Source organism: Klebsiella sp. CN_Kp073 (assembly GCF_040065495.2).
GTDB classification, from domain to species: domain Bacteria; phylum Pseudomonadota; class Gammaproteobacteria; order Enterobacterales; family Enterobacteriaceae; genus Klebsiella; species Klebsiella aerogenes.
In genome coordinates this window covers 3,164,581-3,183,525 of record NZ_CM198051.1, presented here as the reverse complement: position 1 = coordinate 3,183,525, position 18,945 = coordinate 3,164,581, and the positions used below count along the sequence as shown (strand labels likewise).

The 18,945-nt window shown below is 54.6% G+C and carries 20 protein-coding genes; 5 read left to right on the top strand and 15 right to left on the bottom strand.

Annotated features, from left to right (window positions below):
- Positions 1–144 precede the first annotated feature (144 nt).
- From potD to potA, 4 genes are read right to left on the bottom strand one after another with little or no spacing between them, the layout of a single operon-like run.
- Positions 145–1,191 (bottom strand): spermidine/putrescine ABC transporter substrate-binding protein PotD, encoded by a 1,047-nt coding sequence (potD, locus tag ABLV66_RS15485; RefSeq protein WP_020079135.1) that lies wholly within the window; start codon positions 1,189–1,191, stop codon positions 145–147.
- Positions 1,188–1,973, bottom strand: coding sequence for a spermidine/putrescine ABC transporter permease PotC (potC, locus tag ABLV66_RS15480; protein ID WP_045393735.1), 786 nt, complete (start codon positions 1,971–1,973; stop codon positions 1,188–1,190). The genes potD and potC overlap by 4 nt, the downstream gene beginning before the upstream one ends.
- Positions 1,970–2,827 carry a spermidine/putrescine ABC transporter permease PotB gene (gene potB / locus ABLV66_RS15475; RefSeq protein ID WP_041908286.1) on the bottom strand — a complete coding sequence of 286 codons (858 nt, stop codon included), beginning with the start codon at positions 2,825–2,827 and terminating at the stop codon, positions 1,970–1,972. The genes potC and potB overlap by 4 nt, the downstream gene beginning before the upstream one ends.
- Complete coding sequence (gene potA / locus ABLV66_RS15470) at positions 2,811–3,947, bottom strand: spermidine/putrescine ABC transporter ATP-binding protein PotA (protein WP_020079134.1); 1,137 nt, start codon at positions 3,945–3,947, stop codon at positions 2,811–2,813. The genes potB and potA overlap by 17 nt, the downstream gene beginning before the upstream one ends.
- 254 nt (positions 3,948–4,201) lie before the next feature.
- Here potA and pepT point away from each other — a divergent pair, with 254 nt between their 5' ends.
- A complete protein-coding gene (gene pepT, locus ABLV66_RS15465) occupies positions 4,202–5,425 on the top strand; it encodes a peptidase T (protein ID WP_348877145.1) in 1,224 nt (407 codons plus the stop codon).
- Between the two features lie 85 nt (positions 5,426–5,510).
- A complete protein-coding gene (locus ABLV66_RS15460; RefSeq protein WP_063414915.1) occupies positions 5,511–6,002 on the top strand; it encodes an REP-associated tyrosine transposase in 492 nt (163 codons plus the stop codon).
- A 144-nt stretch (positions 6,003–6,146) separates the two neighbouring features.
- Here the strand turns inward: ABLV66_RS15460 and ABLV66_RS15455 are convergent, their stop codons facing one another.
- The 8 genes from ABLV66_RS15455 to rluE all read right to left on the bottom strand — a co-directional run bounded on the left by ABLV66_RS15455 (position 6,147) and on the right by rluE (position 14,024).
- Positions 6,147–7,268 carry a ribosomal protein uL16 3-hydroxylase gene (locus tag ABLV66_RS15455; protein ID WP_348877144.1) on the bottom strand — a complete coding sequence of 374 codons (1,122 nt, stop codon included), beginning with the start codon at positions 7,266–7,268 and terminating at the stop codon, positions 6,147–6,149.
- Between the two features lie 85 nt (positions 7,269–7,353).
- Positions 7,354–8,820 carry a two-component system sensor histidine kinase PhoQ gene (gene phoQ / locus ABLV66_RS15450; protein ID WP_045393745.1) on the bottom strand — a complete coding sequence of 489 codons (1,467 nt, stop codon included), beginning with the start codon at positions 8,818–8,820 and terminating at the stop codon, positions 7,354–7,356.
- Positions 8,817–9,491 (bottom strand): two-component system response regulator PhoP, encoded by a 675-nt coding sequence (gene phoP / locus ABLV66_RS15445; protein ID WP_047046826.1) that lies wholly within the window; start codon positions 9,489–9,491, stop codon positions 8,817–8,819. Before phoP ends, phoQ begins: the two co-directional genes overlap by 4 nt.
- A gap of 167 nt (positions 9,492–9,658) precedes the next feature.
- Positions 9,659–11,029 carry an adenylosuccinate lyase gene (gene purB / locus ABLV66_RS15440; protein ID WP_045393751.1) on the bottom strand — a complete coding sequence of 457 codons (1,371 nt, stop codon included), beginning with the start codon at positions 11,027–11,029 and terminating at the stop codon, positions 9,659–9,661.
- A gap of 3 nt (positions 11,030–11,032) precedes the next feature.
- Positions 11,033–11,674 (bottom strand): high frequency lysogenization protein HflD, encoded by a 642-nt coding sequence (gene hflD, locus ABLV66_RS15435; protein WP_015367144.1) that lies wholly within the window; start codon positions 11,672–11,674, stop codon positions 11,033–11,035.
- A 56-nt stretch (positions 11,675–11,730) separates the two neighbouring features.
- A complete protein-coding gene (gene mnmA, locus ABLV66_RS15430) occupies positions 11,731–12,837 on the bottom strand; it encodes a tRNA 2-thiouridine(34) synthase MnmA (RefSeq protein ID WP_045393753.1) in 1,107 nt (368 codons plus the stop codon).
- A gap of 56 nt (positions 12,838–12,893) precedes the next feature.
- Positions 12,894–13,352 (bottom strand): NUDIX hydrolase, encoded by a 459-nt coding sequence (locus ABLV66_RS15425; protein WP_045393756.1) that lies wholly within the window; start codon positions 13,350–13,352, stop codon positions 12,894–12,896.
- A gap of 21 nt (positions 13,353–13,373) precedes the next feature.
- Positions 13,374–14,024, bottom strand: coding sequence for a 23S rRNA pseudouridine(2457) synthase RluE (gene rluE, locus ABLV66_RS15420; protein WP_045393759.1), 651 nt, complete (start codon positions 14,022–14,024; stop codon positions 13,374–13,376).
- A 239-nt stretch (positions 14,025–14,263) separates the two neighbouring features.
- On the opposite strand from rluE, the gene icd reads away from it, so the two are divergent.
- From icd to yajD, 3 genes are all read left to right on the top strand, one after another.
- Positions 14,264–15,514: an NADP-dependent isocitrate dehydrogenase gene (gene icd / locus ABLV66_RS15415; protein WP_015705065.1), complete on the top strand. Its 1,251-nt coding sequence runs from the start codon at positions 14,264–14,266 to the stop codon at positions 15,512–15,514.
- A gap of 195 nt (positions 15,515–15,709) precedes the next feature.
- The gene (locus ABLV66_RS15410) at positions 15,710–16,009 is read left to right on the top strand and encodes a hypothetical protein (RefSeq protein ID WP_045393825.1); all 300 of its coding nucleotides are present in this window, start codon (positions 15,710–15,712) and stop codon (positions 16,007–16,009) included.
- 134 nt (positions 16,010–16,143) lie between these two features.
- Entirely contained in the window at positions 16,144–16,491 is a 348-nt protein-coding gene (gene yajD, locus ABLV66_RS15405) for an HNH nuclease YajD (protein WP_015367133.1), read from the top strand.
- 34 nt (positions 16,492–16,525) lie between these two features.
- Here yajD and ABLV66_RS15400 read toward each other — a convergent pair whose 3' ends face one another.
- From ABLV66_RS15400 to tolA, 3 genes are all read right to left on the bottom strand, one after another.
- Positions 16,526–17,485 (bottom strand): YbgA family protein, encoded by a 960-nt coding sequence (locus ABLV66_RS15400; RefSeq protein ID WP_348877143.1) that lies wholly within the window; start codon positions 17,483–17,485, stop codon positions 16,526–16,528.
- Positions 17,486–17,635: 150 nt separating this feature from the next.
- On the bottom strand, positions 17,636–18,364 hold the full coding sequence (locus ABLV66_RS15395) for a MerR family transcriptional regulator (protein ID WP_348877142.1): 729 nt from the start codon (positions 18,362–18,364) through the stop codon (positions 17,636–17,638).
- 88 nt (positions 18,365–18,452) lie between these two features.
- Positions 18,453–18,857 carry a cell envelope integrity protein TolA gene (tolA, locus tag ABLV66_RS15390; RefSeq protein ID WP_316423309.1) on the bottom strand — a complete coding sequence of 135 codons (405 nt, stop codon included), beginning with the start codon at positions 18,855–18,857 and terminating at the stop codon, positions 18,453–18,455.
- Positions 18,858–18,945 lie beyond the last annotated feature (88 nt).

Sequence of the window (18,945 nt, the reverse complement as noted above, 5' to 3'; positions counted from 1 at the left end):
AAACATATAATTATTGAATAAATTCGGATAAAGTGAATAACCCGCAGCGCTTAATTAACGCATGCATTTAAGCAGATATTGACAGTGAATATATTATTTTTTATATGCTGGATAGCATCGACGCTATCCAGCATATTATTACAATTAACGACCGGCTTTCAACTTCTGGTAATACTCTTCATAAATAGCGCTGGCGCTGCCGACATCATTTTGCCATTCGCCTTTTTCGATAGTGGCGGCATCCGGATACAGCGATTTATCGTTGGCCACTTCCGGGCTAAGCATTTTGCGCGCGGCCAGGTTCGGCGTCGGATAACCGATAGTTTCAGCTACCTGTTTCGCGACATCAGGGCGCAGCAGGAAGTTAATTAGCTTCAGCGCACCGTCAACGTTTTTGGCATTCGCCGGAATCGACAGGCTATCCATCCAGAAGATGCCGCCTTCTTTTGGCCAAATCACTTCCAGCGGGGTACCTGCCTGACGCGCGACATAAGCGGAACCGTTCCATACCATGCCGAGGTTCACTTCGCCTTCCATATACGGGTTTGCCGGGTTATCGGAGTTGAACGCAGCGACGTTTGGCATCAGTTTTTTCAGCTCGTTATAAGCCGCTTCAATCTCTTTTGGATCGGTGGTGTTGCCGGAATAGCCCAGTTTACGCAGCGCCATCTGGAACACCTCGCGCGCGTCGTCGGTCAGCAGCAGGCTGCTTTTATATTCCGGTTTCCACAGGTCGGCCCAACTGGTCACGGTTTTCGGGTCGATAGCATCGCTATTGACGCCGATTGCCGTCGCGCCCCAGATGTAGGGAATCGAGTAGTCGTTATTCGGGTCGAAAGGTTTATTCAGCATCTGCGGATCGAGGTTGCTGAAGTTACTCAGCTTGCTCTTATCAATCTTTTGCAGCATGCCTTCTTTACGCATTTTGTCGACGAAATAGGTCGATGGCACCACCAGATCGTAAGCGCCGTCTTTATAGGTTTTGAGCTTGGCGTACATGGTTTCATTCGACTCGTAGGTCGAATAGATCACCTTGATGCCGGTCTCTTTGGTGAACTGTTCCAGCAGGCCTGGCGGCACGTATTCGGTCCAGTTATAGAAGTAGAGCGTTTTGCTATCGTCTGCCTGCGCGGCGCCCATGCCTAAAGCCAGAGCGCCCGCAGCGAGCAGGTGGCGTGACCATTTTTTCATTTTGACGTCCCCTGAGTTTTATCACGTGCAATTAACTGACTGGCGATGACCATCACCAGCGAAAGAACCAACAGAATTGTCGCCAGCGCGTTCACTTCTGGCGAAACTCCGACCTTTACCATCGAATAGATCTTCAGCGGCAGAATTTCATATCCCGGACCCGTAACGAACGAAGAGACCACCACGTCATCCATCGACAGGGTAAAGCTCAACAGCCACCCGGCGGCCACTGCCGGCAACGCCAGCGGCAGAATGATTTTGCGCAGGATGGTCATCTCGCTGGCGCCGAGGTCTTTCGCCGCTTCCAGCATGCGTACATCAAAGCCTTTCAGGCGTGAGAACACGGTTACCACCACGAAGGGCAGGCAGAAGGTGATATGCGAAAACAGCAGCGACCAGAAGCCCAGCTGAATACCGATCAGCATAAACAGCACCAGCAGGGAGATAGCCATCACGATATCCGGCGACATCATCACTACGAATAGCATTCCGCTGACGAACGGCTTACCGCGAAAACGGTAGCGATACAGCGCCACGGCGGTGAGCGAGCCGATAAGCGTGGCGAAGGTCGCCGACAGGACCGCCATGGTCAGCGAGTGCTGGGCGGCCTGCAGCAGGCTATCGTTATTCATCAACAGGCTATACCAGTCGGTGGTGAAGCCTTGCCAGTTGATGCCAAAGCGCGAGCGGTTAAACGAGTTAACGATCAGAATAATAATAGGGATGTAGAGATACGCGTAAATGGCGGTCATAAAGCCGCCGCGCAGCAGTCGACCGATCATTCCAGTTCCACCTTTTTATTCAGCAGGCGCGCCGCGCGCCAGTAAATCAACAACATCAGCCCCATCACCAGCGTTAAGGTGATACTGGTCGCCGCGCCGAACGGCCAGTCGCGGATATTCAGGAACTGACTCTTGATAACGTTGCCGATCAGCAGGTTTTTGGCGCCGCCCATCAGGTCTGAAACATAAAAGAGCCCCATTGCCGGCAGCATCACCAGCAGACAGCCAGCGATAATTCCCGGCATGGTGAGCGGTATAATGATGCGGATAAAGGTCTGCAGCTTGCTGGCGCCGAGGTCTTTTGCCGCCTCCAGCAGCGGACGATCCAGTTTTTCAATGCTGGAGTAGAGTGGCATCACCATAAACGGCAGCAAAATGTAGACCAGGCCGATGATCACTGCTGACGGCGTGTACATAATGCGTACCGGCGTATCGATAACCCCTGACCACAGCAGGAACTCGTTCAGATAGCCTTTGGTACTGAGGAAAATCTTCAGTCCATAGATACGAATAAGCGAGTTAGTCCAGAACGGAACGATCAGCAGGAACAGCAGCAGCGGGCGTACTTTTTGCGGCAAGCGCGCCAGAAACCACGCGAACGGATAGCCCAACGCCAGGCAGGCGAGGGTCGCCAGCAGCGCCATATTCAACGAATGCAGCAGCACATCGTAATAGAGCGGATCCAGCAGCCGCGAGTAGTTATCGAGCGTGAAGACCATTTTGACGAAGTTCGCATCGTCGCGGGTCAGGAAGCTGGTGGCGATGATCATCAGGTTGGGCAGAAAGACGAACAGTACAAGCCAACCCACGATGGTGGCGATCACCACATTCTGGAATTTACTGGTGTTCTTCATCGGCCAGCACAACCTCCCAGCTTTCTACCCAATTAATGGCCATTTTCTGGTCGAGCGAGTGGTCAAAGTCCGGATCGTCTTCATTGAAGAATTCGCTGACCATGACCATCTTGCCGTTTTCCAGCTCAACAACCGACTCAAGGGTCATTCCCTTGTAGTTGCGCTCGCGCACGTAGCCGATAAGGCCGTCCGCTTCGCTACCGTGATGAATTTCATCAACGCGTAGATCTTCCGGACGGAGCAGTACGTTCAGCTGTTGCCCTTTCTCAACGGCGAAGTTGACGTAGATATTGCACTCGCGGCCTTCGACGCAGGCGCGTACGCGCTGTTCATCCAGGCGTTCAATAACGGTTGCGTTGAAGATGTTGATTTCGCCAATAAAACTGGCGACGAACAGATTCTTCGGCTCTTCGTAGATTTCACGCGGGGTACCGTCCTGCTCGATTTTGCCATCGCGCATTACCACAATGCGGTCGGACATGGTCAGGGCTTCTTCCTGGTCATGGGTGACGAAAACAAAAGTGATGCCGAGCTTGCGCTGTAGCGCTTTGAGTTCGTTCTGCATCTGCTTACGCAGCTTGTAGTCGAGCGCCGAGAGCGACTCATCAAGCAGCAGCAGACGCGGTTTGTTGACCACCGCCCGGGCGATGGCGACGCGCTGCTGCTGGCCGCCGGAGAGCTGGTGGGGTTTGCGCTGGGCAAATGTCTCCAGCTGTACCATTTTCAATGCGTCCACCACCCGCGGGGTGATTTCTGCCGCCGGGGTTTTTTGCATCCGCAGGCCGAAGGCGACGTTTTCAAACACCGTCATGTGCGGGAATAGCGCGTAGCTTTGGAATACGGTATTGACGTGGCGGTTTTCCGCCGGGACATGGGTGATATCCTGGTCTTCCAGGTGGATACGTCCGACATCGACGCTTTCCAGACCAGCGATTAGACGAAGAACGGTTGTTTTACCGCAGCCAGAGGGGCCAAGCAGGGTGAGAAATTCACCATTATTGATGGTTAAGTTGAGATCGGAGATAACGGTCTTACCATCAAAGCTTTTGCGAATTCCCGCGAGTTGTACCAGCGGAGAAAGCGAACGCGGTTGTATATTCAATTTTTGACTCTGTCCCATGTAGACGCAACGGAAAAGGGATCGCTGCGGGGTTTGTGATTAACCACCTTTGGGGTTGCACATAATTAATAAGGGCCAGCATTTTACGGCAAACGATTGTAATCGCCAATCATTGTTGTTCTGCGGTGTATCACCTTTACACAGAATGCACGCAAATGTATTAAATTTTGGTTTACGGGCTAAAAATGACCTGACGCAATATTTGTCTTTTCGCCCTTATTGATAATGTTGTCACAAAAAAAGAGGGTGGCCACATGGATAAATTGCTTGAGCGTTTTCTGCAGTATGTTTCTTTAGATACGCAATCGAAGCCTGGCGTACGTCAGGTTCCCAGTACCGAAGGGCAGTGGAAGCTGCTGCGTTTGCTGCAGAGCCAGCTGGAAGAAATGGGGCTGGTCAACGTGACGCTAAGTGAGAAGGGGACGGTGATGGGGACGCTGCCGGCCAATGTCGCAGGGGAAATCCCGGCCATCGGTTTTATTTCCCACGTCGATACCTCGCCGGATTTCAGCGGTAAGAACGTGAATCCGCAAATTGTTGAAAACTACCGCGGCGGCGATATCGCCCTCGGCATCGGCGATGAAGTGTTGTCGCCGGTGATGTTCCCGGTTCTGCATCAGCTGTTAGGCCAGACGCTTATTACCACCGACGGTAAAACGCTGCTCGGCGCCGACGACAAAGCGGGCATCGCTGAGATCATGACGGCGTTGGCGACGCTGCAGGCGAAAAAAATCCCTCACGGTGATATTCGTGTTGCTTTTACGCCGGATGAAGAGGTCGGGAAAGGCGCGAAGCACTTTGACGTTGCCGCGTTTGATGCCCGCTGGGCGTACACCGTTGATGGCGGCGGGATCGGTGAGCTGGAATTTGAAAACTTCAATGCCGCGTCGGTCACTATCAAAATCGTTGGCAATAATGTGCATCCAGGTACCGCGAAAGGGGTGATGGTTAACGCTTTATCGCTGGCGGCGCGAATTCATGCCGAAGTGCCCGCCAATGAAGCGCCGGAAACCACCGACGGTTATGAAGGCTTTTATCACCTGACCAGCATCAAAGGCAGCGTTGACCGGGCGGAGATGCACTATATTTTGCGTGATTTCGATCGCAAGCAGTTTGAAGCGCGTAAACGCAAAATGATGGAGATCGCCAAAAAGGTCGGTAAAGGGCTGCACCCTGACTGCTACATTGAACTGGTGATCGAAGATAGTTATTACAACATGCATGAGAAGGTGATTGCCCATCCGCACGTAGTTGACATCGCGCGTCAGGCGATGGTGGACTGCGATATCGAGCCGCAGATAAAGCCAATACGCGGCGGTACCGACGGCGCCCAGCTCTCGTTTATGGGATTACCGTGCCCGAATCTGTTTACCGGCGGCTACAACTATCACGGTAAGCACGAGTTTGTCACGCTGGAAGGCATGGAGAAAGCCGTGCAGGTGATTGTGCGGATTGCGGAGTTGACGGCGAAACGCTAAACCAGAGCCCGATCCTGTAGGCCCGGTAAGCGCAGCGCCACCGGGCAAAAAGAGTCCATATAAGCTGAAGAGGAGGGAACCTCTGATGTCAAATTATCGCCGTAGTTATCTCCCCGGCGGCTGCTGGTTTTTCACCGTAAACCTGCAAAATCGCCACAGCGATCTGCTGACACGACATATTGATCATCTTCGTGCCGCGATAGCCTGTGCTAAACGTAAGAGACCTTTCCAGATTAACAGTTGGGTTGTGTTACCTGAACATATGCACTGTATTTGGACGTTGCCGGAAGGCGATTCCGATTATTCTGGTCGTTGGCGGGAAATTAAAAAGTCTTTTACGCGTGCGTTAGCGCAGAGCCAGATCTGGCAGCCGCGTTTTTGGGAACATGCTATCCGTAATGATGAAGATTATCGGCGTCATATAGATTACGTTTATATCAATCCACTGAAACACCGGCTTGTCGGACGCGTGAGTGATTGGCCATATTCAACGTTCCATCGTGATGTGAGGCAGGGGTTATATCCTGAGGATTGGGCAGGGCACATCGCCGAAATGGATGCCGGAGAGCGGCGGTAATATGCCGGATGGCGGCTACGCCTTATCCGGCCTACGGTGCCGATGCCGTTTGTAGGCCCGGTAAGCGCAGGGCCACCGGGCAGGATGTGGGTTGATGTCGTTTGTAGGCCCGGTAAGCGCAGCGCCACCGGGCAGGCTGTCGACTCAGTCCTCGAAGAACCAATAGCCGCTGTTGACCAGCGCCGCCAGCATGGCGAGGAAAGATGGGTCTTCCAACGCATCGCCGAAATGTTCGGCGCGCAGCGACAGGTGCGTTGCCAGCGCGTCAAGCGCCGGGCGGTGCGGAGAATTGATTTTCTCGCCGTTGACGAACACTTCGCCATCGATTCGCAGCACGCGCAGGCCGCCGAGGCGGGCGAGCTTATCGCCCTGCTGCAGCGCATCGTAAATTTCATCTGGCTGATATGGCGGCTCCGGCGGCGCCACGTCAAGCTCGTGGCGGGATTGGGTAATGAACTCGCCAAACCACTGCTTAAAGTGCTCAGGCTGGTTAATCAGCCCCAGCATCATCTCGCGCAGACGATCCAGCTCAACCGGCAGAATATCGGCCGGATGGTCGCGGGATGGCACGTCCGGGTCGGCATAGCGCTGACTACCCAGTTCTCGTTGCAAAATATAGTCAGCAAAGCCGCTGAACAGCTCGCGAGCGTTCGGCGCACGATAGCCGACCGAATAGTTAAGCGAATTTTCCAGCGAATAGCCTTCATGCGGGAATCCTGGCGGAATGTAGAGAATATCGCCAGGTTCCATCTCTTCATCGATGATGGCTTCAAACGGATCAACCTGCAGCAGATCCGGATGCGGGCAGTGCTGTTTCATCGGCACCTTTTCGCCCACGCGCCAGCGCCGGCGGCCGGTACCCTGAATGATAAACACGTCGTATTGATCAAGGTGCGGGCCCACGCCGCCGCCGGGGACGGAGAAGGAGATCATCATGTCATCGATACGCCAGTCCGGTAGGGCGCGGAAGGGATGCATCAACGCCGCCGTCGGCTCGTGCCAGTTGTTCACCGCTTGCACCAGCAGCGACCAGTTGTTTTCGCTAAGATGATCGTAGCTTTCAAATGGACCATGGCTGACCTGCCATTTTCCGTCCTGATGACTCACCAGACGGCTGTCGACCTCGCTCTCCATGGCCAGGCCGGCCAGTTCATCCGGGCTGATTGGGTCGATGAAATTGGCGAAGCCGCGCTTTAACACTACCGGGCGTTTTTGCCAGTAGCGTTCGATAAAGTCGGGCCAGTTAAGCGTTAATTGATAGTCCATATTTATATTCCACAGCAGGTGTCTGTCTGGGATTATAACGGATGCGACGCCGCGGCGATGCAGGCGCCGTTAAAAAACTGCTGCGTTAGCTCTCTTTATCATCAGGAAGTTGTCGGCCAAAGATAACTTCCATGCAGGCGCCGCCGAGCAGGCTGTCGCCGGTCAGGATATCGCCATCATACTGTTCGACGATATCGCGGGCGACAGACAAGCCTACCCCCTGACCCGGACGCAACGTATCGGCGCGCTGGCCGCGATCGAACACCGCCGTGCGCTGGTTACGGGGAATTCCGGGGCCGTCATCCTCCACCAGAATATGCAGCTGGTTGTCGTTGGTCTGGCGTACCGAGACTTCGACAAATTCCAGACAGTACTTGCAGGCGTTATCGAGCACGTTGCCCATCACTTCCATAAAGTCGTTCTGCTCGCCGACAAAGCTTATCTCCGGCGAAATATCCAGCGTGATGTTAACCCCTTTACGCTGGTAGACCTTATTCAAAGCCGAGGTCAGGCTATCCAGCAGCGGGGCGATCGGGTGCAGTTCGCGGCTGAGAAGCGCATTGCCGCTGCGCATGCTGGCGCGGTGCAGATAATAGCCGATTTGCTGTGAGATGCGGCTAATCTGCTCCAGCATCACCGGCTCTGCTTCGCTGACGCTAATTTTCTCGCCGCGCAGCGAGCGTAGGGTGCTTTGCAGCACCGCCAGCGGCGTTTTCAGGCTGTGGGTTAAGTCAGTGAGGGTGGTTCGGTATTTGTCGTAGCGGTCGCGTTCGCTTTTCAGCAGGCGATTAAGGTTGCTGACCAGACCGGTAAGTTCACGAGTGGTGTGAGAATCGAGCCTCTCACGATGATGTTCTTCCAGTTCGCGGACCTCTTTCGCCAGTGATTCGATAGGGCGTAAACTCCACCAGGCGGCAAGCCACAGCAGCGGGATGACCAGCAGCAGGTTAGCCGCCAGCACGTAGATAAACCAGCTCCACACCATATAAGAGCGTTTAAGCTCCACCGGGATGGTGTCGACCACCACAATGCTTAATTGCGGCATCTTCGCGGTGGCCGGATAGAGATTAATCGCCACCGAGTGCGTCATCTCCGAGGAGTCATCTTCCTCGCGGATGGCGTCAAGCTGCTCGCGAATTTCATCATTATTGCGCAGTAGCATACTACTGCTGCCAACATCGGCTTCGATTTCATGAAAACCGTTGCTTTTCAGCCATTCAGGTTGGATCCGCTTCACCAGCCAGGGGACGTCATGCTGCGCCCACAGCAGTTTACCTTTGGCGTCGTAAATCAGCGTCACCGTCGGGCTCTGCATATTCAGGTGTTCTGGAATATCGACATCGATGTGGTTATTTTCCCACTTCGCCAGCATGTAGAACAGGTTGCTCTCGCCGCGCAGCAGGCGGAAAGTGGTTTTATCGAAACTGACGCTGTAGCCTACCAGCGCAACCATGCCGTAGGCCAGCGACAGGATCAGCACCACGGCGGCAGTCGCCAGCAGGAAGCGGACGCGCAGAGAAAGCGGGAGAATATGTCGCAACACGCCTTTCATCCGCGCAGTTCGAATAAGTAGCCCTGACCGCGCACGGTGGTGATCACCTCTTGCGGATATTGCGTCTGGATTTTCTTACGCAACCGCCCCATCAGCACATCAATAGTGTGGCTTTCGCGGAGTTCGGCATCCGGATAGAGCTGCAGCATCAGCGAATCTTTGCTCACCACTTTGCCGCGGTTGCGGATCAGCGTTTCCATAATGGTGTACTCAAAGGCGGTGAGCTTAATCGGCTGGTCATTGACCGATAATTCGCGGCGCGATAAGTCAACCTGGAAAGGCGGAATCGAAATTACCTGTGACGCCAGGCCGCTATTGCGACGCAGCAACGCCTGCATGCGGGCGGCGACCTCTTCGATGTGGAAGGGTTTGGTGACGTAGTCATCGGCGCCGGCGCTCAGCACCTCGACTTTATCCTGCCAGCCTTCACGGGCAGTCAGTACCAGTACCGGTACCGATACGTCGTGACTACGCCAGCGGCGGATCAGCGACAGGCCGTCTTCATCCGGCAGGCCAAGGTCAACGATGGCGACATCCGGGATATGCTCGCCCAGGTAGTAATCTGCTTCCTTTGCATCTTCCGCGGCATCCACCTGATGCCCCAGTTCCTGTAGCTGGACCTTGAGGTGATGGCGCAGCAGAGCATTATCCTCAACGACGAGTACGCGCATGCCCATTCTCCATTTCATTTTCGATTTGAATAGTTTAACGCGATTATGTGGCGCTGGGGGTAAACATTATTTAAACCAGGCGGGAGAGAGATTTTTTTACGTGGAAAGTGGAGGGTTGCCAGGTAGCATGTGCGAAGAGATTGCCCATGCTACCTGAGGCAGGCTGGTTATTTCAGCTCGTCGACCATGGTGATCGCGCGGCCGATGTAGTTAGCCGGGGTCATCGCCTTCAGGCGGATTTTTTCTGCTTCTGGCAGCGGCAGGCCGTCGATGAACTGCTGCATACCTTCGGCGTCAACGCGCTTACCGCGGGTCAGCTCTTTCAGCTTCTCGTACGGCTTTTCGATACCGTAGCGGCGCATCACCGTCTGGATCGGCTCAGCCAGCACTTCCCAGTTGTGATCCAGTTCGTCCAGCAGACGATCCTGGTTCAGCTCCAGTTTGCTCACGCCTTTCAGGGTGGATTGGTACGCGATCAGCGCATAGCCGATGCCCACGCCGAGGTTACGCAGCACGGTGGAGTCGGTCAGGTCGCGCTGCCAGCGAGAAACCGGGAGCTTGCTGGCCAGGTGCTGCATTACGGCGTTCGCCAGGCCCAGATTGCCTTCGGAGTTTTCGAAGTCAATCGGGTTCACTTTATGCGGCATGGTTGAAGAGCCGATTTCACCCGCAATGGTTTTCTGTTTGAAGTGGTTGAGCGCGATGTAGCCCCACACATCGCGATCGAAATCGATCAGGATGGTATTGAAGCGCGCGATGCAATCAAACAGTTCGGCGATGTAGTCGTGCGGTTCAATCTGGGTGGTGTACGGGTTCCACTGAATACCCAGTGAGGTAACGAACTCTTCGCTGAACTGATGCCAGTCAACTTCCGGATAGGCGGCGATGTGGGCGTTGTAGTTACCGACCGCGCCGTTGATTTTACCGAGGATTTCCACTTGGTTCAGCTGACGGTACTGGCGCTCCATACGATAGGCGACGTTAGCCATCTCTTTGCCCATGGTGGACGGGGTCGCCGGTTGACCGTGGGTACGAGAAAGCAGCGGCACGTCACGGTATTGGGTCGCCAAATCTTTAATCGCGTCAATCAGTTTACGCCAGTACGGCAGCACCACTTCGTCACGTGCGGTTTTCAGCATCAGCGCGTGCGACAGGTTGTTGATGTCTTCAGAAGTACAGGCGAAGTGAATGAATTCTGACACCGCGTGCAGCTCGGCGATATCGGCGACTTTTTCCTTGAGGAAATATTCTACCGCTTTCACGTCGTGGTTAGTGGTGCGTTCGATGGTTTTGATACGCTCCGCGTCCTCTACGCTGAAGTCGGCAACGATTTTATCAAGGAAACCGTTTGCGTCGGCAGCAAAAGCAGGAACTTCCTTGATCGCTGCGTGCGCGGCCAGTTTTTGCAGCCAGCGGACTTCTACCTGTACACGGAATTTCAGCAAACCGAATTCGCTAAAGATACCGCGCAGCGCGCTGACTTTATCGCCGTAGCGGCCGTCTACGGGGGAAACGGCGGTCAGTGAGGATAATTCCATAAATCATAACTCCGGGGTTAAATGAGCAAGAATTTGTTTTGCCTGGTTAACCAGACGATTGCGAGAAAACATGAGCTGCAGACGTCCGCCGCCAACCTGATGCCAGAGCACGGCGGAACGAATGCCGGCGAGCAGGGTAGAGCGTACCTTCGCCTGAACCTGCGGGCTTTGCAGCACGGCAGGAGAACCGGTGACCTGAATGCGCGGCCCCAACGGGCTGATGACGTCAACGTAAATGCCAGCCATCGCGCTGAGCAGCGTTTCAGATTGTAGATCAAAATGTTCCAACTGACGGCGCAGGCCGCCGATGCGGTTGCCGAGAGTATCCATCGCCCCTTTGCTGGCGGCGAGTTTACGTTCCAGCACCATCAGGCTCAATGTGTAGCGGGTGAGTTCCGCGTTGAGGCCCTGACGGCTGCTGGTATTCAGCACGCCGAGCAGAGTCTCAAGCCCGAGACGAAGATTGGCTTCACTACCACCGAATACCGCCAGCGTTGAGTCCGGGTCGAGATCGATGATGCTGTTCAGCGAAACGTGCAGGGCGTCGCTGTCGCAATGCCCCTGATGCGCCAGTTGCTGAACCAGCCGCGCTGCCTGGCATACGCCCGCCAACGCCAGAGTGATGTCATAATAATTCTTCGCCACGCTTACTCCTTGTAACCCGCCGGGCGTTAATCAGGCGTCCGGCGGAAAATGGTCGATCAGGATACCAGCGGCAGGCGCTGTTCGATAATTCCGCCGCCGAGGCACACTTCGCCGCTATAGAATACAGCCGACTGTCCCGGCGTCACGGCGGCGACGGGTTCATCAAAGATAACTTCGATGCGGTCGTCATCCAGCGCCTTCACGGTGCAGGGGATGTCGGTCTGGCGGTAGCGGGTTTTTACCGTACAGCGAAGGGTGCCCTGCAGCGGCTGACGATCGACCCAGTGTAACTGCTGGGCAATCAGGCCGACGGACATCAGACGCGGGTGATCGTGACCCTGGGCGACAATCAGCACGTTGTTTTCCACGTCTTTATCGACCACGTACCATGGATCTTCGCTACCTTCTTTGGTGCCGCCGATGCCGAGCCCTTTACGCTGTCCGAGGGTGTGATACATCAGCCCCTGGTGTTCGCCTATCTCATCGCCATCGACGGTGATGATTTTGCCCGGCTGCGCAGGCAGATAGCGGCCCAGGAAGTCGCGGAATTTACGCTCGCCGATAAAGCAGATGCCGGTAGAGTCTTTTTTCTTCGCGGTGATCAGATCCAGCTCTTCGGCGATTTTGCGCACCTGCGGCTTTTCCAGCTCACCGACCGGGAACAAGCTTTGCGCGATTTGTTCGTGGCTGAGAGTGTAGAGGAAATAGCTCTGGTCTTTATTGCCGTCGAGCCCACGCAGCAGTTGGCTTTTGCCGTTGACATCGGCGCGGCGCACGTAGTGACCGGTGGCGATGTAGTCAGCGCCGAGATCTTCTGCGGCGAACTCAAGGAAGGCTTTGAATTTGATCTCTTTGTTGCACAGGATATCCGGGTTCGGCGTACGGCCGGCTTTATACTCTTCGAGGAACAGCTCGAAGACGTTATCCCAGTATTCTGCGGCAAAGTTGACGGTATGCAGTTCAATACCGAGCTTATCGCAGACGGCTTGCGCGTCGGCGAGGTCGGCAGCGGCGGTGCAGTATTCCTCACCGTCGTCTTCCTCCCAGTTCTTCATGAACAGGCCTTCCACCTTATACCCTTGCTGTTGCAACAGGTAGGCGGAAACAGAGGAATCGACGCCGCCGGACATGCCGACGATCACTTTTTTTGGACTTTCTGACATTGGAATACTCACCACATTGAACTTCAAGGCGGCGTATTCTAGCACGCGCTAACCGTTCAGGCACCCCCTGTGAACGGCCAGTTAAATTCCGCAATCAGCGACAGCGGATGCCGCGGATCCTGCTGATAGCTGCGAATGCTTTCCGCCACCAGCGGAGAGCGCAGGTTTTTCGCGTTAAGAATTTCCTCAGCACCGAGCCACAGACAGCGATCGATGTCGCTGTCGTGCGGTTCAGTAGCGCACGTATCGTTAAGCTCAATGGCAAACAGGAAGCGCAGGAACGGCGTGTTATCCGGGGCCTGCCACTGGTGCATGCGGATGAAGTGCTGCGGCGCGGCGCGAATACCGGTCTCCTCCCACAGTTCGCGCTCGGCGGCCTGCGCCAGGGTCTCATTGGCTTCGAGATGACCGGCTGGCTGGTTCCATAGCGCTTTGCCGTTAATTGTCTCTTCAACAATCAGGAATTTGCCTTTGGCGTGAACCACGCAGGCGACGGTGACGTGCGGTTTAAACATCGAGCTTCCTTATGAATGCTGTTATTCGGTTTGACGCCACTCGCCGTTGGCTAAACCATCAAGCGTATAGCCGCCCATGGCGTAGCGAATCAGCCTTAGCGTCGGAAAACCGACGTGGGCGGTCATCCGGCGAACCTGACGGTTGCGTCCCTCATAGAGGGTGATTTTTAGCCAGCGAGTGGGAATCGATTTACGCTCGCGAATCGGCGGATTGCGCGGCCAAAGCCAGGCGGGTTCATCCACCAGCTCCACGCCGGCGGGTAGGGTGGGTCCATCGTTTAGCGTCACTCCGTCGCGCAGCGCGCGGATCGCTTCTTCTGTAGGTTCGCCTTCCACCTGAACGTAGTAAATTTTGCCGGTGCGCTTACCGGGCTGGGTCAGTTTTGCCTGTAGCGCGCCGTCGTTGGTCAGCACCAGCAGACCTTCGCTGTCGCGGTCAAGACGACCGGCGGCGTAAACACCGGCGACAGGAATAAAATCCTTCAGCGTGCTGCGCCCGGACTCGTCGGTAAATTGCGGCAACACATCGTAGGGTTTATTGAACAAGATCACAGTTTTAAGCTGGCGTTCTTTACGTTGTCTGGTCACTTGTTGTGTGCTGAATCGCTCAACGCGATGTTTTCTAAATGAAGTTTTCTGCATGGTATTTTCAGGCTCTCTCAATTGCCGCATTATAGCCTAATTACGAATGCCTTTCATGGACGCAAACATTCAGGTAGTATTGACATGCTCATTACAAATTATTAACAAAAAATTGCTCAAACCGATTCGCAATACAGGCAGGAAGGCAACACGGACGCGAATCTCCGGTTAGCGGGGCGACCCGGTACTCAGGAGTAGGCCGACTAAGCCAACACCAGGCTCGCGTGAAGAGGGAAGAGCAGAACCAGAAGCGCTCGAAGGAGAGGTTAATGGAAAGCAAAGTAGTAGTTCCGGCGGAAGGTCAGAAAATCACCCTGCAAAACGGCAAACTGAACGTCCCTCATAACCCGATTATCCCGTTCATTGAAGGCGACGGTATCGGTGTCGACGTTACCCCAGCGATGCTGAAAGTGGTTGATGCCGCCGTTGAGAAAGCCTATAAAGGCGAGCGTAAAATTTCCTGGATGGAAGTTTACACCGGTGAAAAATCTACCCACGTTTACGGCCAGGATGTCTGGCTGCCTGCTGAAACCCTCGATCTGATTCGTGATTACCGCGTTGCTATTAAAGGTCCCCTGACGACGCCAGTTGGCGGCGGCATTCGTTCTCTGAACGTGGCGCTGCGTCAGGAGCTGGACCTCTACGTTTGCCTGCGTCCGGTACGTTACTATCAGGGTACCCCGAGCCCGGTTAAACACCCGGAACTGACCGATATGGTTATCTTCCGCGAAAACTCCGAAGATATTTATGCGGGTATCGAGTGGAAAGCAGATTCTGCCGAAGCTGACAAAGTTATCAAATTCCTGCGCGATGAGATGGGCGTGAAGAAAATTCGCTTCCCGGAACATTGCGGTATCGGCATCAAGCCGTGCTCTGAAGAAGGGACCAAACGCCTGGTACGCGCCGCTATCGAATACGCGATCACCAACGATCGTGATTCCGTGACCCTGGTGCACAAAGGCAACATCATGAAGTTCACCGAAGGCGCGTTCAAAGACTGGGGTTACCAGCTGGCTCGCGAAGAGTTCGGCGGTGAGCTGATCGACGGCGGCCCGTGGGTGAAAATCAAGAACCCGAACACCGGCAAAGAGATCGTGGTTAAAGACGTGATCGCCGATGCGTTCCTGCAGCAAATCCTGCTGCGTCCGGCTGAATACGATGTTATCGCCTGTATGAACCTGAACGGCGACTACATTTCTGACGCCCTGGCGGCGCAGGTTGGCGGTATCGGTATCGCGCCGGGCGCCAACATCGGCGACGAGTGCGCGCTGTTCGAAGCCACCCACGGTACTGCGCCGAAGTATGCCGGCCAGGACAAAGTGAACCCAGGTTCCATCATCCTGTCCGCAGAAATGATGCTGCGCCACATGCAGTGGTTCGAAGCCGCAGACCTGATTGTTAAAGGCATGGAAGGCGCCATCGCCGCCAAGACCGTGACCTATGACTTCGAACGTCTGATGGAAGGCGCTAAGCTGCTGAAATGCTCTGAGTTCGGCGACGCGATCATCAAAAACATGTAATCCAGTTTTCTGGGGTTATGCAAAACGGGAGCCTCAGGGCTCCCGTTTTTATTTGCTGTGTACCGGGTTATCCATAATTAAATAACAGTGAGCTATTCATGTTCGCTGCCGCTTGCTACGGTAATTCATCAATTGGCTTTATTGATTGCCATATTTTACCTGGTTATTCAGGTTATTATTATTAGAGGTGATATTATGAAAAAGATTATTTTGACCCTGGTATTAGCATCAGCAAGTATTTCTGCGTTTGCGGGTTATCATCCGGTCGCAAGGACCGCAGCCGTAGCCTCAGCCGATCATCCGGTGGCGGTAGCGGCGGCAACCAGCGATAACGGCAACCATCCGGTGGCGCGCACCGCGGCTGTCGCTTCGGCAGACCATCCGGTGGCGGTGGCGGCGGCAACCAGCGATAACGGTCGCCACCCAGTTGCGCGTACCACGGTTGTCGCTTCAGCGGATCATCCGATAGCGGCGGCGACAGTCACCAGCCATTAATAATCGTCTTCCCGGCGCCACGCCGGGATTTAGCTACCGCTCACGTCTGCGCATCGATTTCCTTTCCTGCTCCGTTTTACGCTATATTGGCGCTATTATCGTAAATTATCTCTTTATCACAGGTAACATCTACCATGGCTTTGATCCCCAAAAACTATGCCCGCCTGGAAAGTGGCTATCGCGAGAAGGCGCTTAAAATTTATCCATGGGTCTGCGGACGCTGCTCGCGCGAGTTTGTCTACTCCAACCTGCGTGAACTGACGGTACATCACATCGATCACGATCATACCAATAACCCGGAAGATGGCAGCAACTGGGAGCTATTGTGCCTCTATTGTCACGATCACGAGCACTCCAAGTATACCGAGGCCGATCAGTACGGCACCAGAGTGGTGGCAGGTGAAGATGCGCAAAAGGATGTCGGTGAAGCCACCTACAATCCTTTTGCCGATTTAAAAGCCATGATGAATAAGAAGAAGTAGTCACGCTTCGTCGTAATAGAGCACAGCCTGGCTGCTAATTGACGCCCAGGCGCAGGGCTAAATCCTGCGGGTAGGGATCAAAATAGTTTTGCGCCTGCAGATAGCGGTCGGGATACTCGGCCAGGTAGTGCTTAAGCAGCGTCAGGGGCGCCAGAATAGGGAGCAGCCCCGCGCGATAATCCAGTATTACGTCACGCAGCTCGCCGCGCTGACGGCTATTCAACCTTTCGCGGAAATAGCCCTGAATGTGCATCAGCACGTTGGTGTGGTTTTTCCTGGAGGCGGTGTTTTTCAGGATCGCCATCAGCTTATCGCGGTAGGCGACGAAAAAGGCATCCAGGTCTTGCCATTGATGCATTGAGGCGACGAAAGGGCCGATTTCGCGATAGCCGGCCTGATGATGCGCCAGCAGCTGCAGTTTATAGCGGCTATGAAAATCCAGTAACCCCCGACGGGTCAGGCCATTGGCCCGCAGCGTATTCAGTTCATGCAGCGCGAAAAGACGCTCGACAAAATTCTCTCTTAGCTGCGGGTCGTGCAGTCGTCCATCCTCTTCTACCGGCAACCACGGATAGGCTTCCATCAACGCGCGGGTAAACAGGCCGGTTCCTTCTTTGCACCCGCGGTTGCCTTTTTCATCATACAGGCGCACGCGTTCCATGCCGCAGCTCGGTGATTTGGCGCAGACGATAAAGGCAGCTACTTCGCCGAGCCCAGGCAGGTAACCGGCGGTAAAGTCCGCCATTTTGCGCGTGACATCGTCGTGCGGTTCGCTGCTAAAACGCATCTGAATATCACCTGCACCGGTCTGCACCAGGCGCAGGGCCGGACGAGGGGAACTCAGACCGATGGCCATTTCCGGACAAATGGGTTTGAAGGTTACCCACGGCGCCAGTTCATCCATAGCGAATGGCAATCGTTTATGTCCGCCATCAAAGCGCACGGACGAGCCGGTTAAACAGCCGCTGATGCCAATGACAGGTTGCTTATTCATGGCGTACTCCTCGCTTTGTTCTCACTGTTTGGGCCGTCCCGCAAAAACGGTTAGCCCGATATATTAAACTTACACAATCACGAATTTTTGTCCAAGTTTTTGGCGCGATTTTTTAGCGGAGAACATGGCGCAGGGGAGCAAAGCTATTTTTTACAGGGAGATAACGTCCAGAGAAATAACCAACTGACGCCAGAGATCTATCTGTCTCTGGCGGGCGGCGGTGAGCTGGCCCGTGGTCACCAGTAACCAGTGGTGTTGAGGAAATATTTCCGGAGCCAGGGCGGCCGGCGGCATCGGCAGCACATCAATGCGATGACCTTGTCCGGTGCGCATGAGCGCTTCCAGCCAGATTTCACATGGGTCACTCAGGTGCCAGCCGGTAATCAGATAGTTATCGCCCGGTGCGCGTTTATCGCCTTCAAGACAAAAGGAGGTGTAGGAGATGATAATGCCGTCGAGGATCTCACGCAGGGTCTGCATCGCCGGCACATTAGCCGATACCTTACTGCGTAACGGGCGCAGTACGTTGGTAACCAGCTCAGGGCGGGGATTTTCTCGACCGGCATCGTAGATCAGCTGGCGTAGGGATTCGATTTTTCCCTCTTTCAGCCGCTGCAGCATGTTGTCCTGCAGGACAAGCCAGTTATTGCCTGGGCCGCCGTCAGGGCGGGTCAACAGCGGTTTGACCTGGCTTACGGGAACCCCTTTTTTTACCCAGTCGAGAATTTTCAGCGCCAGCTGGACATCGTTATCGTTATAGAGGCGGTGGCCTCCATCGGTGCGCTCGGGTTTAAGCAGGCCGTACCGGCGTTGCCAGGCCCGCAGCGTGGTTGCGTTGATGCCGCAAAGACGGGAAAATTCGCCGATGGAGTAAGACATTGCAATTACCTGATAACCGAGACTGCTTCTAATATACTACGGATGACGGCCGGTTGAATGCCGTATTGCTGGTAATAAAGCGCTGGTCTTATGCTTTAAAATCAATACTGGTATTTTTAAACGTCTGATAAGCGTCATCATCCGGCGCGGCAGGAATGTCAGCTTGCTTAAATGCTGATATCACCGCATGACACAGTTGTTCATCACCTTTTTCCGCACTGATGGAACTCACGGCGCCATCACGCTGCAGCGACAAACGAACCCGACAGCTTTGCCCGGAATATTCCGCGGAATCAGGCATTTTGGCCTTGACGGCGCTCATTATCTGATACGCGTAGGTAGCCCGACGCGATGGCTTCGCCGAAGGGGAGCTGGCGAACAGATCGTCGACTTCGGTGGCGCTCGCCGCCGCGTGCGACGTGGGCTGAGGATGATGACAGCCTGCCAGCAGTAAAGGGAACAATAACAACACCACCGGTGATTTGTTCAGCATGGTAACGCGTCCTTGTTTGTTTGGTATGGGCCAATCATAACGGTAGGTCCAACGCCCTGATAGCTGCTAAACATAGGTGCTTCTACCG